This is a genomic window from Niveibacterium umoris, from assembly GCF_014197015.1.
GTDB classification, from domain to species: Bacteria; Pseudomonadota; Gammaproteobacteria; order Burkholderiales; family Rhodocyclaceae; genus Niveibacterium; species Niveibacterium umoris.
Genome location: NZ_JACIET010000001.1, coordinates 2,110,479 through 2,127,168 on the forward strand (window position 1 = coordinate 2,110,479; position 16,690 = coordinate 2,127,168).

The 16,690-nt window shown below is 65.6% G+C and carries 15 protein-coding genes; 4 read left to right on the forward strand and 11 right to left on the reverse strand.

The window, feature by feature from the left end; genetic code table 11:
* Nucleotides 1-230: 230 nt before the first annotated feature.
* Together GGR36_RS09550 and GGR36_RS09555 are read right to left on the reverse strand one after the other, a co-directional pair.
* Nucleotides 231-776, reverse strand: coding sequence for a DUF1993 domain-containing protein (locus GGR36_RS09550; protein WP_183634361.1), 546 nt, complete (start codon nucleotides 774-776; stop codon nucleotides 231-233).
* An 11-nt stretch (nucleotides 777-787) separates the two neighbouring features.
* Nucleotides 788-3,193 carry a heavy metal translocating P-type ATPase gene (locus GGR36_RS09555; protein WP_183634362.1) on the reverse strand — a complete coding sequence of 802 codons (2,406 nt, stop codon included), beginning with the start codon at nucleotides 3,191-3,193 and terminating at the stop codon, nucleotides 788-790.
* A gap of 173 nt (nucleotides 3,194-3,366) precedes the next feature.
* On the opposite strand from GGR36_RS09555, the gene rffA reads away from it, so the two are divergent.
* Nucleotides 3,367-4,497, forward strand: coding sequence for a dTDP-4-amino-4,6-dideoxygalactose transaminase (gene rffA / locus GGR36_RS09560; protein WP_183634363.1), 1,131 nt, complete (start codon nucleotides 3,367-3,369; stop codon nucleotides 4,495-4,497).
* 46 nt (nucleotides 4,498-4,543) lie between these two features.
* Nucleotides 4,544-6,094, forward strand: coding sequence for a glycosyltransferase (locus GGR36_RS09565; protein WP_183634364.1), 1,551 nt, complete (start codon nucleotides 4,544-4,546; stop codon nucleotides 6,092-6,094).
* 15 nt (nucleotides 6,095-6,109) lie between these two features.
* Here the strand turns inward: GGR36_RS09565 and GGR36_RS09570 are convergent, their stop codons facing one another.
* Together GGR36_RS09570 and GGR36_RS09575 are read right to left on the reverse strand one after the other, a co-directional pair.
* Nucleotides 6,110-6,778, reverse strand: coding sequence for an acetyltransferase (locus GGR36_RS09570; protein ID WP_183634365.1), 669 nt, complete (start codon nucleotides 6,776-6,778; stop codon nucleotides 6,110-6,112).
* Nucleotides 6,778-7,617 (reverse strand): beta-keto acid cleavage family enzyme, encoded by an 840-nt coding sequence (locus GGR36_RS09575; RefSeq protein ID WP_183634366.1) that lies wholly within the window; start codon nucleotides 7,615-7,617, stop codon nucleotides 6,778-6,780. The genes GGR36_RS09570 and GGR36_RS09575 overlap by 1 nt, the downstream gene beginning before the upstream one ends.
* Before the next feature lie 148 nt (nucleotides 7,618-7,765).
* Here GGR36_RS09575 and GGR36_RS09580 point away from each other — a divergent pair, with 148 nt between their 5' ends.
* Together GGR36_RS09580 and GGR36_RS09585 are read left to right on the forward strand one after the other, a co-directional pair.
* Nucleotides 7,766-8,230, forward strand: coding sequence for a DUF4442 domain-containing protein (locus GGR36_RS09580; protein ID WP_183634367.1), 465 nt, complete (start codon nucleotides 7,766-7,768; stop codon nucleotides 8,228-8,230).
* Between the two features lie 82 nt (nucleotides 8,231-8,312).
* Nucleotides 8,313-9,977: a SulP family inorganic anion transporter gene (locus tag GGR36_RS09585; protein WP_183634368.1), complete on the forward strand. Its 1,665-nt coding sequence runs from the start codon at nucleotides 8,313-8,315 to the stop codon at nucleotides 9,975-9,977.
* Nucleotides 9,978-10,033: 56 nt separating this feature from the next.
* Here the strand turns inward: GGR36_RS09585 and ppk2 are convergent, their stop codons facing one another.
* From ppk2 to GGR36_RS09620, 7 genes are all read right to left on the reverse strand, one after another.
* On the reverse strand, nucleotides 10,034-10,867 hold the full coding sequence (gene ppk2 / locus GGR36_RS09590) for a polyphosphate kinase 2 (RefSeq protein ID WP_183634369.1): 834 nt from the start codon (nucleotides 10,865-10,867) through the stop codon (nucleotides 10,034-10,036).
* Nucleotides 10,868-10,983: 116 nt separating this feature from the next.
* Nucleotides 10,984-12,396, reverse strand: a complete 1,413-nt coding sequence (locus GGR36_RS09595; protein WP_183634370.1) for a TolC family protein — start codon at nucleotides 12,394-12,396, stop codon at nucleotides 10,984-10,986.
* 10 nt (nucleotides 12,397-12,406) lie between these two features.
* A complete protein-coding gene (locus tag GGR36_RS09600) occupies nucleotides 12,407-13,543 on the reverse strand; it encodes an HlyD family secretion protein (protein ID WP_183634371.1) in 1,137 nt (378 codons plus the stop codon).
* Complete coding sequence (locus tag GGR36_RS09605; protein ID WP_207064259.1) at nucleotides 13,543-14,079, reverse strand: DUF3302 domain-containing protein; 537 nt, start codon at nucleotides 14,077-14,079, stop codon at nucleotides 13,543-13,545. Before GGR36_RS09605 ends, GGR36_RS09600 begins: the two co-directional genes overlap by 1 nt.
* Before the next feature lie 214 nt (nucleotides 14,080-14,293).
* Nucleotides 14,294-15,271, reverse strand: coding sequence for a CapA family protein (locus GGR36_RS09610; protein WP_183634372.1), 978 nt, complete (start codon nucleotides 15,269-15,271; stop codon nucleotides 14,294-14,296).
* Nucleotides 15,268-15,726 (reverse strand): hypothetical protein, encoded by a 459-nt coding sequence (locus tag GGR36_RS09615; RefSeq protein WP_244971040.1) that lies wholly within the window; start codon nucleotides 15,724-15,726, stop codon nucleotides 15,268-15,270. Before GGR36_RS09615 ends, GGR36_RS09610 begins: the two co-directional genes overlap by 4 nt.
* Nucleotides 15,723-16,589, reverse strand: a complete 867-nt coding sequence (locus GGR36_RS09620; RefSeq protein ID WP_183634374.1) for an SPFH domain-containing protein — start codon at nucleotides 16,587-16,589, stop codon at nucleotides 15,723-15,725. Before GGR36_RS09620 ends, GGR36_RS09615 begins: the two co-directional genes overlap by 4 nt.
* Between the last annotated feature and the right edge of the window lie 101 nt (nucleotides 16,590-16,690).

The following is a 16,690-nucleotide window of genomic DNA, read 5'->3' on the forward strand; positions in this document are numbered from 1 at the left end:
TCGAGTCTAATTCGCCCGCAAAGGGCCGCGCCACTTTTGAAGCCGCTCACTGGCCAGCCGTTGGCGCGGGGCGCCAAGCGGCACGACGACATGCGGCGCATCCGGGCCACACGCGTCGCAACGCCAGCATGCAATACCACCGCGCGATTCAATGGCAAGCCGCGCGATCGACTCGTCTTGGCGGATCCTCTTCGCCGAATGGCTAGACACGTTTGCAGCATCAGCCATCTTCATGACGACACCAGCGGGAAGCTGAAACCGGGCGCGTAGGCGTGAAAGCCATCGAAGTCCGGCTTGCCGAGCGGCACGCCCTGCGCACGCAGGATCGCGTAGGCCATGCCGAGGTGGAAGAAGAAATTCGGCAGCGCGTAGTGCAGCAGATAGTCGGCACCGTTTAAGGTGTGCGTCGCCTGCCCGGCCATCGTCGTGATCGTGCGGGTTGCGCCGCCATCGATCTGATCCGGCGGCAAGTCCGCGAGCCAGGCAAGGGCAAAGGCGATGCGGGCCCGCAGGGCAGCGAAGTCGGCGTCGCCGGGTGGCATCACCGGCACCGCTCGCGCCGCCACCGGTGCGCAGGCGCGCAGCGAAAACCCGATCGCGGTGCTGATCTGTTGACGCAACGGGAACATGTCGGGTGCCAAGCGCGCGGCAAGCAGCGTCGCATCACCACCACGCTGCTCGCTGACGTGACGCGCGGCCTTGTCGAGCATCGTGTCGAGTTGGCGCAGATAGCGGCTGAACACTGGAACGCTGGCGGTGTAGAGCGAGCATGTCATCGGAGTCGGTCTCAGGCGTGCGGTTTTCGGATCGCGGGGCGCCAGCGCGTAAGCAGCAGGGCATTGGTGATGACGCTGACACTGGAAAAGGCCATCGCCGCGCCCGCGATCACCGGCGACAACAAGCCCGCCGCCGCCAGCGGGATGCCGACGATGTTGTAGATGAAGGCCCAGAACAGGTTCTGCCGGATCTTGCGCCAGGTGCGGCGCGAGATATCCAGCGCATCGGCGATCAGCGCCGGGTCGCCGCGCATCAGCGTGATGCCGGCCGCGTGCATCGCGACCTCGGTGCCGGTGGCCATTGCGATGCCGACATCCGCCGCGGCGAGCGCCGGGGCGTCGTTGATGCCGTCGCCGACCATCGCCACGCGCACTCCGCCCACTTTCAGTGCCGCCACCCGCGCAGCCTTGTCGCCCGGCAGCACGTTGGCGAGCACCTCGTCGATGCCCAGTTGATCGGCCACCGCCTGCGCCGCACCGGCGTTGTCACCGGTGATCATCACGCTCTTCACGCCCAAGGCCCGCAGCTCGCGTACAGCAACGAGGGCCTGTGGTTTGACGCAATCGCCAAAGGCGAGCAGGCCGCGCAATTCGGGCGTGCCACCGGCGGGCGTAGCAATCAGCCAGGATACGGTGCGCCCCGCTGCCGCCAGTTCATCGGCACGCGCGGCAAACGGGCCGGCATCGAGCCCGAGCTCGTCGCGCAGACGGGTGTTACCGAGCTGCAGGGCAATACCGTCCAGCACGCCGGCCACGCCCCGGCCGGGCAGCGCGTGCAGCGCGCTTGCCGCTGGCACCGCAATGCGGCGGGACTTGGCGGCATCCAGCACTGCCTGCGCCAACGGGTGGGCGCTACCGGCCTGCAAGGCAGCGGCTTCGGCCAGCAACACCGCCTCGTCGCCGTGGGCTGCGAGGTCAGTAAGCGTCGGCTGGCCTTCGGTCAGCGTGCCGGTCTTGTCGAAGGCGACCACGCCCACGCTGTGCGCGATTTCGAGCGCTTCGGCGTCCTTGATCAGGATGCCGTGCCTGGCGGCGACGCCGGTGCCGGCCATGATCGCGGCCGGCGTGGCGAGCCCCAACGCGCACGGGCAGGCGATCACCATCACCGCCACCGCGTTGATCACTGCGTTGCTGAAGTCGCCGGTCGCCAACCACCAGCCGACGAAGGTGAGCAGCGCTATCGCGAGCACCACCGGCACGAACACCGCGCTGACCTTGTCCACCTGCCGCTGGATCGGCGCCTTCGCCGCCTGCGCGCTTTCAACCAGGCGGATGATGCGGGCAAGCGTGCTCTCGGCCCCGAGTGCGGTGGTGCGCACCGCCACCCTGCCCTCGCCGTTGATCGCGCCGCCGATCACCGGCTCGCCGGGCTCGCGCGCCACCGGCAGGCTTTCGCCGGTGATCAGCGATTCATCGAACTGGCTGATGCCCTCAAGGATTTCGCCATCCACCGCGACGCGCTCGCCCGGCAGCACGACAACGCGGTCACCGAGTCGCAGTTGCGCCAGCGGCAGCATCTGTTCGCGGCCATCGCGCAGCACCCGCGCCGTGTCGGGACGCAAAGCCTGCAAGGCACGGATTGCCGCGGCCGTCTGCCGCTTGGCGCGCCCCTCCAACCACTTGCCGAGCAGTACCAGCGTGATCACCACCGCCGAGGCTTCGAAGTAAAGATGCACGCCGCCAGCGAGCCACTGCCACACTGACAAGCCGAAGGCCGCGGAGGTGCCCAGCGCAACCAGCAAATCCATGTTGCCGGCCCTTGCCCGCAGCGCATGCCAACCGGCGCGGTAGAAGCGTGCGCCGAGCCACAACTGCACCGGCGTTGCGAACACCAGTTGCAACCAGCCGGGCAGCATCCAGTGCAGGCCGAACAGCGTGGCGGCCATCGGCAGCATCAGCGGCAATGACAGCGCGGCCGCCAGCAACACCCGCCTGCCTTCGGCCCGTGCCGCCTCAAGCTGCCGGTCAATGGCGTCGGATGGGGCAGCTTCTGGCGGGGTCAGCACGGGCGTGAAGCCCGCCGCGCTTACCGCGGCCGCCAGCGCATCGGCCGTGATGCCGGGCAAGGTCTGGACACGCGCCGACTCGGTCGCAAGGTTCACCGCCGCATCCAGCACGCCCGGCACCCGCTTGAGCCCTTTCTCCACCCGCGCCACGCAAGAGGCGCAGGTCATGCCCTGGATGCCGATGTCGAGTTCCGCCAGCGGCATGTCGAAGCCGGTTTTCTGTATCGCCTCGCGCAGGGCAGCCACATCCAGCGGCGCATCGCCGCTGATCCGGGCGCGCTCGGTGGCAAGGTTCACACTCACTGCGCGCACACCGGGCAGCGCCTGCAGCGCACGCTCGACCCGGGCTACGCAGGATGCGCAGGTCATGCCGTGGATCGGAACATCCAGTTCGATATTGTCTTTACTCATAAGCATCAGGTGAGCGGAGCGGTTTGTTTCGATAGACTACAGCCTCAGCCTTCCCTGCGTGGGAAGGTCAAGCCTGTTCGCCGAAGCGCGTCCGGCGCAGGCGATCCCCGATCGGGCTGCCCCGGGCCGCGCGCCAGCGGATCGGATCCCGGCCCACTCCGTCCTTCACCGCTATGCAGATCCCTTTTCTGGTTCCCACTGTCACCGGCGACGAGCGCGCCGCGCTGGAGGCCTTGTTGTCGAGACAGCCGGGCGGGCGCGATCGCGCATTTTCTGACGCCTGCGAAACGAAGCTGGCAGAGCTGAGCGGCACAGCCAGGGTGTTCGGCGCGCCGTCCTGTTCCGCCGCGCTGGAACTGGCTGCGCTGGCGCTCGGAATAGCTCCCGGCGACGAAGTGATCGTTCCGAGCTTCACGTTCTCGAGTACCGCCAACGCGTTTGCCCTGCGTGGCGCGCGGATCGTCTTTGCGGACGTTCGGCCGGACACGATGAATCTCGATGAGACCCGCCTCGAAGCGCTCATTACTCCGCGTACCCGCGTGATCGTTCCGGTTCATTACGCCGGCGTGGGCTGTGACATGGATGCCATCATGGCGATCGCAAATCGCCACCGGCTCTTCGTCGTCGAAGATGCCGCCCAGGCGATCGGTGCGCGTTACAAGGGACGCGTGCTGGGCACAATCGGACACATGGGGGCGGTCTCGTTCCACTACACCAAGAACCTCCAGTGCGGGGAGGGTGGCGCGCTGTTCGTCCGGGATGACGAGATGGTGCGCAAGGTCGAGATCCTGCGCGAGAACGGAACCGATCGGGCCAGCTTTCTGCGCGGCGAGGTCGATGCTTATCGATGGCATGCCGTAGGCACGAACTGCAGGCTGTCGGATGTCGCAGCAGCGCATCTGTTGCCGCAACTCGAGCGCATCGACGAGATCCATTCGCTACGCCTGGAGCGCTGGCACGACTACCAGCAACGGCTGAGCCCAGAGGGCGTCGAGGTCATGCGACCGCCGGCCGAATGCGAACACAACGCTCACATCTTCTTCCTGAAAGTGCAGGGAGATGCGGCAGAGCGTAACCGGTGGCTGCGGTTGCTGCGCGAGCATGGCGTGTCGGCCACCTTCCACTACGTGCCTCTCCATTCGGCACCGGCCGGGCTCTCGGTCGGCGCGATGGGGGGCGAAGACCTGCACACGACGCGCGAAAGCGGTCGCCTGATCCGCTTGCCGCTGTTTCACGGCCTCTCGGCCGGGCAGGTTGATCGCGTCTGCGACCTCGTCCTCGCGCTGCACCGTGGCGCGCTCTGAGCGCACACCTGCACCGCGACCGGCATCACAACCCAAAGGTGTCATCTTGAGTGAACCCGTCTTGCCCCAGGCTTTCGCCGAGGCTGTTTCTGCCGTTCTACTCTCGCCGGCCGTGCCGCAGCCCTGGCATCGACTCTGCGACCTGTGTCAGGCCTCAACGGACCCGGGCGTCGTGGCCGCCGTGTGTGCCGATGTCGAGCGCCGCGCCCCCCGCGAACAGGTGGCGGGGGTGATGCGGGCCACCTTCCTCCATGCCTTCAGACGCGACGCCGTGTATCTGGAGCAGGCAGGGGACGCCGTGCTTGGGGGCCCTCCCGAAGCTGAATGGGGGGCGAGCTTCATCCAGTTCGTGACCTTGATGGCGCTGACGCAGGACAAGGGGCGGTCAAAGCTGGTTGAGCTCTACCAGCGCGCGCGCATGCCGGAAATCATGCGCCGGATCGGCTGCGGGCTGCGGTTGGGCAAGTCCGACGCGCCAGCCACCGGCAGCGGGTTGCCGCGTGTCGCGATCGTGTCGCCACAGCTCAGCCGTGCGAAGCAGCCGCTGACTTTTCTCGCGCTGGTGCATGCCCATCTTCTGGCCAGAGCGGGCTGCCAGGTCGGCATCTTCTCGGCGCAGGAGCAGTCCATCGCGGAAGTCGAGATGCGGTCGGGCTGCGCGGCCCGCTTCGATGACCCGGACCCCGATTTCGCGCAGTGGTCGCAGCTGCTCTATGGCCAGACACCGGTGCATCTTGGGCTCAGGAAGGTGCCGCTCGACCTGCGGCTGAACGAGGCCCTCGAAGGAATTGCCGCGTTCAGGCCCGATGTGGTGCTTTTCGTGGGCTTCATGTCGCCTTTGATGCTTCCTCTGTTCGATGCGTATCCGGTCGTGAACCTTCCGACGCACTCGCTGCCGGCGATCGCACCTTGCGATGTCTGGCTTGCGGCTGCGCCGGACGCGTCCACGCAGATCTGTCCCTGGCCCGAGGACTTCTCCTTTGGCGAGGCGATGCGGTATCCCTACCGGATGATCGAATTTGCAGTCGGGCAGCCCATGTCGCGCGCGGAACTGGGCATCGATGGCCAGGCCTGCCTGCTGGTCAGCGTGGGGTTCCGGCTCCACCAGGAGATTCATGGCGAGTGGGCCGAGCGGATGCTGGGCATGCTGCGCATGTTCCCCAAAGTCGAGTGGTTACTGGTTGGTTCCGACATGCCTCCGGCGCTGAAGGGCAAACATCCCGGCATCAAGTGTGTGCCCGCGACGAACCGACTGCGCGCGCTCTATGAGTTGAGCGACATCGTCGTCAATCCCCCGCGGCCCGGAGGCGGTCTGAGCATTGTCGAGGCGATGTCGGCCGCGCGGCCGGTCGTCTCGCACGCCGATGGCGATGGTGGGGCCAAGCTCGGGCCGGCCGCGGTGCCGGATGATGACGCGTTCTTCGGCAAGCTCGGCGCGCTGATTGGCGACTCCGCCATGCGACGGCGCGAGGGGGCGGAGATGCGGAGGCTGTTCGACGCTGAACTCAACCTCGCGCATGCGACGCCCGCGCTGCTGGCGGCGCTGGAACGCGCACGCCAGCGTTTCGCCCAGCGGCGGGCGGGTCGGTCGGTGTGAGCCGACGGACTGCGCTCAAAGGTTTTTCTTGAACTTTGCCGGTGCGCCCACAACCAGCGTGTTCGGGGCGACGTCGTCGATGACGACTGCCCCAGCGCCGACGAAGGCGCCGTCGCCGATCACCAGCCGTTCCAGAACCGACGCACCTAGACCGATCGTGGCGCCTGCACCGATCGTCGTGAGGCCGCCGACGTTAGAGCCGGGCTGGACCCGGGCGTAGGTCCGCACCCGGGTGTCGTGGCCTATCGTCACGCCACGGTTGATGAAGGCGAAGTCCTCCAGCGTTGCGCCGGGGCCGATCACGCTGCCGGCCCCGACGAAGACCCCCTCGCCGATTGTCGAGAGCGGTGAAACATACGCCGTCGGGTGGACGAGTTGCCCAAAGCGGATGCCGGCGAACCGGTTGCGGACTTCCTGCACCAGCACAGCGCGGGCTGGGGTTGTGGGCCCGATGACGAACAGATCGTCAGGCATCGGTACGAAGGCCTCGATCTGAACGATCTCGGGCGCAGGCGCGACGCGACTGAACGCAGCCAGGCGCTCGGACAGCGGCAGGTCCCGTTCGCCCAGTTGTTCGGTCTGATTCACGACGATCGCTCTCGGGGCGATGCCTTGCGCCAGTGCGCAGTCGAGCAGGTCGGACAGGATGTTGCTGTGGCCGAAGATGACGAGCGTGGTCTTCATCAGGGCATCGCCAGGCCAAGCCGCCGCCGGACCTCGAGCGGCGTCGCAATCGGGCGCTCCATGGCTTCTGCCTGCCGCACGACCCGCTGAACGAGGTCCAGGTTGGTCGCCAGGCGGGTTCGGCCGGCATCCAGATGAAGGTTGTCCTCGAGTCCGGTGCGTACGCCATGCCCGTGGACGACGCCCATTGCGTTCGCATGCGCCTGGAAGCGGCCCAGCCCGGCGAGGCTCCAGACCGAATCTGGCGGCAAGCTTGTCACCAACGCGGTGAGGTGTGACAGGCTGGCCTGAGCGGTGCCGATGTTGCCCAGCAGGATGTTGAAGTAGTAGGGCGGTTCGATCAGTCCCTTGTCGATCAGCACATGGGCGTAATGGACCATCCCGAGGTCGAAGACCTCCAGCTCCGGCTTGATGCCCTGCGCCTTCATCTCCTGCGCGAGACGGTTGATCATCGTCGGATCGTTGACGCTGGCACCGGAAACGAAGTTCAGCGAACCGAGGGTCAGGCTTGCCATGTCGGGCTTTGCGGCGCCCTTTAGCCAAAGCACCTCAGCGCGCTTTTCGAAGCTTGTGACCTTGCGGCCGCTGGTCGTCGCCGTGACCACCACCGACGGGTGCAGTTCGCGGATACGGGTGATGATCTCGGCAAAGACGTGAGCGTCAGAGGTCGGGGCTCCGCCCTCGTCACGTGCGTGGATGTGCAGCATCGAAGCGCCGGCTGCCACGCACTGCGACACATCGGCGAGGATCTCGTCGCAGTGGAGCGGTGCGTGTGGCGTAAGCTCGCGCGTCGGAATCATGCCCGTTGGCGCGAGATTGATGATCAGTGGTTCGGTCATGGATGGCTTCTGTTGGTGCATCGATCAGCAGCCCCTTGGCTCAAGGCTTCAGGCGGCAGTCGAGCATTGTGTCTCAGGCAGCCCGAGATCTTTCCACAAAGTGCGAAGCCTTGCGACAATCGGATCTCCTGCTCGAGCAATTATCGTGATGAAAGCATCGACCTTCCGCCGGCTGATGAACCTCTGGCCACCGTTCTTCTTCGCGGGGATCCGCGTCAAGCACATCAGCGACGACTACCGCGAGGTCGACGTCGCGCTGAAGCTGCACTGGTACAACCGCAACTACGTCGGCAGCCACTTCGGCGGCAACCTGTTCTCGATGACCGACCCGTTCTTCATGCTGATGCTGATGCACATCCTCGGCCCGAAGTACCTGGTCTGGGATCGCGCGGCAACGATCGAGTTCGTGGCGCCGGGCCGCGGCACGGTGATGGCGCGGTTCCGGCTCGATGCGGCGCAGATCGAGGATGTGAAGCAGCAGACCGCAGGCGGTGACAAGTACCTGCCAACCTTCCATGTGGATGTGGTCGACGCGCAGGGGCAACTGGTGTCGAAGGTCACCAAGACGGTCTACATCCGGCTCAAACCGGCGCATCGCCCCACGCAAGACTGACGGACATCAGTTCCCGCGCAGTCATCGGCGCGCACCATGGCTGTTGCGCGAACTCGCCGCGCATACGGGACGGGGGGGCTGCATGTCGCACGTAACGGGATCTCCATTGCCGGCGCAGGGGCCTGCCCTGCGATTCGACGTCATCGCCGGCCTCACCGCAGCGGCGGTCGTGCTGCCGAAGGCGATGGCCTACGCCACGGTGGCGGGCCTGCCGGTGGCCGTCGGCCTCTACACCGCGCTGGTGCCGATGCTGATCTACGCCTTCCTTGGCACCTCGCGGGTTCTGAGTGTCAGCTCGACCACGACGCTGGCGATCCTCGCCGGCACAGAGCTCGGACTGGTTGTGCCCGACGGTGACCCGGCGAAGCTGATCGCCGCTGCGGCGACCCTCAGCGCGCTGGTGGGTGTGATGCTGATGCTGGCGGCGGTACTGCGCCTGGGCTTCGTGGCGAACTTCATCTCGGCGCCGGTGCTCACCGGTTTCAAGGCCGGCATCGGCATGGTGATCCTGCTCGACCAGACGCCGAAGCTGCTCGGTCTGCATATCACCAAGCAGGGTTTCTTCCACGACCTCTTGTCCGTCGCACAGCACATTCCGGAAGCGCACCTGCTGACCGCGCTGGTCGCGTTGGCCACGATGGCCCTGCTGATCGGCATGGACAAGCTGATCCCACATTCGCCGGCCCCGCTGGTGGCGGTCGGCGGTGGCATCGCGGCCTCCTGGCTGTTCGGGCTCAAGGCGCTCGGCGTCTCGATTGTCGGCACGATTCCGCAAGGTTTCCCGAGCCTGACCATGCCCGACCTGTCCCTGATCACCCAGTTACTGCCGGGCGCGCTGGGCATCGCACTGATGAGCTTCACCGAGAGCATTGCAGCGGGCCGTGCCTTCGCCGGCAATGACGACCCGCGGGTGGACGCCAACCGCGAGCTGCTTGCCACCGGTGCCGCGAACCTGGGTGGCGCCTTTCTCGGTGCAATGCCGGCGGGTGGCGGTACCTCGCAGACCGCTGTGGTGCGCGCTGCCGGTGGCCGTTCGCAAAAGGCCTCGATGGTCACCGCCGCGGCGGCGCTGGCGACGATGCTGGTGCTGGCCCCGATGCTCGGCTTGCTGCCGAACTCGGCACTGGCGGCGGTGGTGATCGTCTATTCGGTTGGCCTGATCCAGCCCAAGGAATTCCTCGCGATCCGCCGGATCCGCAACATGGAATTCCGCTGGGCCTGCTTTGCTGCGATCGGGGTCCTGCTCTTCGGCACGCTCAACGGCATCCTGATCGCGATCATCATCTCGCTGGTCGCGCTGGCGGCGCAGACGGCGCGACCGCACGTCTACGCCCTGGGCCGCAAGCCGGGCACCGATGTGCTGCGGCCGCTCTCGCCCGAGCATCCGGAGGACGAGCGTTTCGAGGGCCTGCTGGTGGCACGTCCGGAGGGGCGCATCTTCTTCCTGAACGCGAACGTGATCGCGGACCGCCTGAACGAACTGGCGGCAGAGCACAAGCCGCGCGTGATCGTGCTCGACATGAGCCGGGTGCCGGACATCGAGTATTCCGCGTTGCAGATGCTCGCCGATGGCGACAAGCGTATCGCCGAGCGGGGTGTCACGCTCTGGCTGGCAGGGCTCAACCCCGACGCGCTGGCGATGGTGCAGCATTGCGGCCTGGCCGACCGGCTCGGGCGCGATCGCATGATCTTCAACGCCCAGACCGCAATCGAGCGTTACATCGCACAGAACAAGAAACCCGCCTGAGCGGGTTTCTTGCAAGTCACAGCGGGCGGCCGGCACCGAAACACCGGCCGACCTGATCAGTACTTTTCAGGCACGTACTTGAACGGATAGTCTGCGGCCTTCACGCGCCCGATCTTGCGCTTGGGCAGCTTGACCTTCTCGGCCGGAATCTCCTCGTATGGCACATGCGCGAGCAGGTGGCTGATCACGTTCAGGCGCACCTTCTTCTTGTCCTCGGAGCGCGCCACGAACCACGGCGCCCAGGACGAATCGGTCTTCGCGAACATGTCGTCGCGCGCCACCGTGTAGTCGTCCCACTTGTCGAAGGACTTCACATCCATCGGCGAGAGCTTCCAGACCTTGCGTCCGTCGTCGATGCGGTCGCGCAGGCGGCGCTCCTGCTCTTCCGGGCTGACTTCCAGCCAGTACTTGAGCAGGATGATGCCGGACTCGATCATAGCCTTCTCGACCATCGGCACCACGTTGAGGAACTTCTCGACCTGCTCCGGCTTGGCAAAGCCCATCACCCGTTCGACCCCGGCACGGTTGTACCAACTGCGATCGAAGATCACGACTTCGCCGGCGGCGGGGAAGTGCGGGATGTAGCGCTGGATGTACATCTGCGTCTTTTCGCGCTCGGTCGGCGCAGGCAAGGCCACGACGCGGAAGATGCGCGGGCTGACGCGCTCGGTGATGGCCTTGATCGTGCCGCCCTTGCCAGCACCATCGCGCCCCTCAAACACGATGCACACCTTCAGCCCCTTGGCGACCACCCATTGCTGCAACTTCACCAGTTCGACGTGCAGGCGCTTGAGCTCCTTGTCGTAGGCTTTGTTGCTCATCGGTTCGGGCAGGGCGGGAACCTGCGCTGCGGCATCGGCGTCGCGATGCTTTTTGTTCTTGCCGGACATGACTTCCTCCTTCGGATGAAGCAGGCCGCCGTCGGCGTGAGAGATGCGGCCACGCTGGCCTGCAATCGGTGATGGCGGTACGCCGCCGGGTGCGTCCCGGCGGCGATCACACGCCCTTACTTCGTTTTAGCAGCGACTGGGGCCGCGGTGGCTGCAAAATCGCCGCCCAGCGCCAGGTGCAGATTCACTCGCTGGAGACGAGCGTCACTTTGCACCCGCAGCTGTTCGCCTTGCACTGCGATCAAGCCAAGTTCTTCGTTGACGACAGCGCGACGATCGACGGACCCGACGCGCAGGCGGTGTTTTGCCAGCTCGACTTGACGCTTGTTTTCGACAACCCTGGCGTCCAACAGTGTCGCGCGCGCCTGCAACGCAACGTTAGCCGCGAGAGCATTCTCGACGTCGGCAAACGCCTTCTGACCCGCCGAGACGTACGCCGCAACCGCCGCTTTCTGCTCGGCGGTTTTCGCTTCTGCTTGCCCTTCCAGCGCGCCACCGGTGAACAGCGGTGCAACGAAGCCGGCACCAGCGCTCCAGACCGGGTTGTTGCGGTCGGCCAGCAAGAACAGCGAACTGTCGATCGAATTCACGCCCGCGGTCAGCTTGATCGCGGGCAGGCGCGCCGCCTTGGCCTCTTCCGCGGCGTAGAAACTTGCCGCCACCTTGCGTTCGGCCGACACGATGTCCGGACGACGCTCCAGCAACTGCGAAGGCAAACCGGCCGGCACGGGATCGGGCAGCACTGGCAGCGCCGTTGCGACGGCGATTTCGGCCGCCGGGTATCGACCCACGAGCAGCTCGATTGCGCGTTGCGCCTGCGTTTCCGCGAGCTTGAGCTGTTCAAGCGAATCCTTACGTGCGGCCAAGGCCTCGCGCGCGGTGGAAACGGCGGTGCCATCGGTGTTGCCGATGCGCTGACGCGTCTCTTCCAGCGCAATCAGCCGCTGCGTCGCCTCGATCGACTGTTCGGCGAGCGTACGTTGCATCCGCGCCTCGATCGCGACGTACCACGCACGGGCCACGGCTGCCGCGAGCGACTGTCGTGCCCAGGCCAGATCCAGCACGGTGCTGTCGTACTGCGCGGTGGCCGCAGCACGCTGTGCGCGCACCCGCCCCCACAGATCGAGTTCCCAATTCACGCTGAGCCCGCCGCCGGTCAGCCCGCTGCCGTCGGACATCTTGCCGCCGGTACGGCCGTAGGCAAGAACCGAAGGCCACAGGCTGCCGCCCGCCGCCTTCACGATCGCGCTGGCCTGCTCGATACGGGCCGACGCGACCTTCAGATCCGGGTTGTTGGCCATGGCCTCGTCGACCAGCGCAATCAGCTGCGGGTCGTTGAAGCGGGCGAGCCAGCCTTCCGAGAACGTTCCGGAAGGCGAACCCGCCTTCCAGCTTTCAGGCAGCGGCGCCTTCGGCATGACCTGCGCACGCAGGTCCGCCCCTTTCGGCGGAGACTGCAGCGCGCATCCGCCCGCCACAAGCGCCAGCGCGACGGCAAGCGCCGCGCGGCTTAGGTTGAAGTCAGCCATGGTCCGTTCCTCAGTGAAGCTTCAGGACCAGGTAATTCAGGATCGAATTCACCCGTACGATCACGCGGCGAACCAGCTGCACCGGTTTGATGTGCTCGGTGTAGATCGCGCCGTGCCCCACCGCCCCGGCGGCAAGGAACAGATCCCGGTGCTTGTCTTCGAGTTCGAACTTCACCGCAAAACGGCCGGGCGGCAGCGGCGCCGGGCCGGTCTGCGGAATCTGGCCGCTCATCGGAATCTGCCCCTGGCCCTGCGCCCACACGATGGACTGCACCTTGGCCTTGATGATTTCGCCCGGGTAAGTAGGCAGTGCGATCTCGGCTTCATTGCCCGGCTCCACGTTGTACAGCTCGTTCTGCTGGTACAGCGCGATGATCTGCTGCTCGTCCTCGACGAACACCATCGCCGGCTGCAGCGGCATCGGCACCACCCACGAACCGACTCGCAACTGGTTGTTGATGACCGTGCCGTCTGACGGCGCGTACATCGTGGTCTGCGACAGCTCCCACTTGGCGTTTTCGAGCTGCGCCCGGACGTTGGCGACCTGGGCTTGTTCGCCATTGACCTGCGCGCCCATCTGCTCCTTGATCTGGCGTTCGCTCGCCAGCGCCGCAGCATGCTCGGCCTGCAGCTGTTTGACGTTGGCCTGCGCCTGCTCAAGGTCGAACTTGTTGCCAGCCTCGGTCTTCGCGAGTTCTGCGAATTCAGCCACGCGCCGGTTCGCCAGATCGATCTGCGCCTTGACGCCCTCGGTCTTGCTGCTTGCGGCCTTCAGTTGTTCGTTCAGGTTCTTCGCGTTGGCGATGGCAGAGGCAAGCTGCGACTCGAGCGAACGCACGGTCTGCTCATACGGCGTCGGGTCGATCTTGAACAACACGTCGCCTTTCTTCATGTGCACGTTGCCCTCGGCCGGCACGGCGATCACCCGGCCACGTACCTGCGGCACCACTTGCACCGTGTATTTGAGGACGCGAATGTCGGCCGACGAGGGTGCGATCACGTTCAGGGTGAGGATCAGCCAGGTCAGGCCCACCACCGGAATCGTGACGACAATGACCTTCGAGGTGGTGTTCCACGGCAGCAGCTTGAACTTGAAAAAGATCAGCCAGACGAAGAAGGCATAGATGCCTACGAGGATCGCTTCCATCAGGCGGCCCCTCCCTGGCTACGCGCCGACAGCTGGGCGCGAATCGCTTCGAGTTCCGGGCTCAGCTTGCGCGTCTTGGCCATCTGGTCGAGTTCTTCCTTGAGGTGGGCGATATCTTTGCGAACCACTTCGTCATCGGACACGGCGACGAGCTTCTCGCCGTGCTCCAGGTAATAGTCGTCGTGCTTGTCGGTGCCGTAGGCCATCTTGTAGCCGATCGGCTTGGTGTAGGCCCACAGCCAGGCGATCGGCCACAGCAAACCACCGAAGACCAGCGAGAGCAGGCACAGCGTCGTGATGCCTTCGGTTTGCGGATGGTGTTTCTTGTGCGCGACCTTTTCGGGAAGGATGTGCACCAGCCAGAACAGCGCGATGCCACCGGGCGGCAGCGCGATCAGGATGAACCACGCAAGAAAATTGGCGACCTTGTCTTCCATTTCCGGCGAGAGCATGGACGCTCGCGCACCGAAGGAAATCAACAGCAAGGCGCCCACGCTGGCAATGCGCAAGACAGCAGACTTGTGAGGCCGGAGCATCGGGGGTTCTCCACCGAGAGGTTGGGATCGTCTGAAACCAGACTGCCGCGTCAGCAATGCGCCGCGGACGCGCGTTTGAATTGTTTGCCTCGAATGGCTCGCAACGCAAGCCGATCCACCGTCTGCTATTGATGTGAGTCACGCGCCAGTCACGCCGCCTCCAGTAAACACTGCCCGCCGGAACGTCGCCGACGCGGATTGGCGCGGCACGCGCTCAGCGCACCACCGGTCCGCAATGCAGCGAGACCTTTCGTTCGCCACGCCGCCAGCACGGCGCCGCATCCTTCGCCAGATGAGCGGTACCGGCCTCGTCCTGATGTGCGACGACCACGTTGAATGCTGTGGCACCCTGGCGATCGAACTCCAGCCGTAACACCCAACCGGTTGTCGATGCGACGGTATCAAAGCCGTCGAAGACGAAATTGCCGAGGCTCCAGATGATCGGCTTGCCGCGGTAGAGGCTCGCCCCCTGCGTGACGTGTGGATGCCCACCGACCACTGCGTCGGCCCCGGCATCGATCATCGTGCGGGCAAGCGCAATCTGACGCGGCCCGGGCTCGGGCTCGTGCTCCCAGCCCCAGTGCATGAACGGGATCACGAAATCGGCCCCCGCCTTGCGCGCGGCGCGGATGTCGGCGACCACGTGGCTGTCTTCGCTCCAGGCAACACCGGCCCAGTTGGCGCCGGCCTCGAAACTGCGCGGTTTGAACTCGTTGTAGGCGAGCACTGCGATGCGCAAGCCCTTCTGCTCTATCCACAGCGGCGTGTGCGCTTCGGCAAGATTGGCGCCCCCGCCGAAGGCCACGATACCGGCAGCGCGCACGTGTTGCAGCGTCTCGACGAAGGCTTCGCGGCCGTAATCGCCTGAATGGTTATTGGCCACCGCGAGTGCATCGAAGCGCCCTTTCAGCACCCGAATCACCGACGGATCGGCGCGGAAGGTCCACGGCTTGTTGTCGAGTGCCTTACCGCTTGTCGCCACCGGGCATTCCAGGTTGCCGATGGTGAAGTCGGCGCCACGCAGCAGGGCATCGAACTCCGCCAGCGGATCACCGCCGGCAGCGATCGTCTTGCCAGGCCCGTCATCGAGCATCAGGTCACCGGCGAATAACAGAGTGACCGTTTGCGCCTGCGCCGACGCCGCAAATCCGTGCGCTGCCAGTAGCGCAATGAAGATCATGATCGCCCTCATCGCCTGGCTCCCGCCTCACGCATCTCGCACCAGTACTCGAGCTCGCCGTCTCGCACCGGCTCGTACACCCTTTGCATGCCGGTGAAGCCGTAGCGCCCGCCGGCAGGCAGCGGCAAGGGGAATTCGGCAACGTGGATCGGCACCGCGCCGTCATCCTTGTCGGCGTAGGTGTAGAGCTTGACGGCCGCAAGGCCGGCCGGTGCCCGCTCGAATACGATCCGGAACAGGAAATACGAGCCCACCGACACCGGCGCGACGGTGTACGGCGACGTCGTCGCGTGCGCGCGCAGGACCTGCGTTTGCCCCCCATAGGTGACATGACAAAGCACCGAGTTTGCCGCCTGTGCGGTGGCGAGGCTGCCCGCCGCCACAAGCGCAAGCCCGGTGCGCGCAAGTGGGCGGCACATCGCACCGAACCTGTGGCCGAACGCCCGAACGCCCTTCGTGCGCGTCATTTGCCGGAGTGCGGCGGGATGCTGATCAAGGGCGCAGACGTCATGTTCGCCGGCACCACCACCGTGTTGGCATTGCCCTTCTCGGCAAAGGTCTGCAGCGCCTGGTTCGCTTCGTGTTGCAGGTACTCCCGCGTCAGGCTGTCGGCGATGATCTTGTTGGCGCGTGCAATGCCCTCGGCTTCGGTGACGCGGATCTCGGCCTGCTTCTTGGCGATCTCGGTCTGGATCGTCATCGCTTCGAGTTTCTTCTGGTTCGCCACCGCGGCGCGGATCGACTCCTCGATCGACGGATCGGTCAGCACCGAGCGGATCACCACCCGCGTGATCGTGAAGACGTGCGGATCGTTGCGGTCGAGTTCCGCCTGCACGTTACTGCGGATCGATGCCGCCATCTCGTCGCGTTTGGTGTGCATCACCAGCGAATCGACGCGGGCCACTTCTTCATACACCGCGTTGCGGACGATGCGCATCACCACGCCCTGCGCCGGCAACCATATCCCGGAATGCTCGTCGCGCACCGACTGGCCGGCGTACTTCACCTGCAGGGCCGGGATCTGCGTATCCGCGACCTTGTAGTAAACGCTCACATCCATGTCGCGCAGGCTCAGGTTGTCCTTGGCCTTGGGGGTGAGGTCCTGCAGGTCGATCGCGACTTCCTTGGCGCTGAATTCACTGACCGTCGAAATGAATGGCCACTTCAGGTAGACACCCGGCGTCACCGCATCAGCGGCAATCACGCCCAGCGTCGTGCGCACACCGACGTTGCCCGATCCGATCGTGCCCGCAAGGCCAAAGACGACCGCCCCGAACAGAAGCACCGCCAATGCAATCAGGGGAATGCGACGTCGCGATTGAAACTCCATGAAGCACTCCATGCGTGACACGAGGTGCACGCATGGTAGCGGCTCTGGGCCGGCTAGGGCAGCGCCGGATCAGTTTCGGTACACGCGGGGGGGCGGCGACG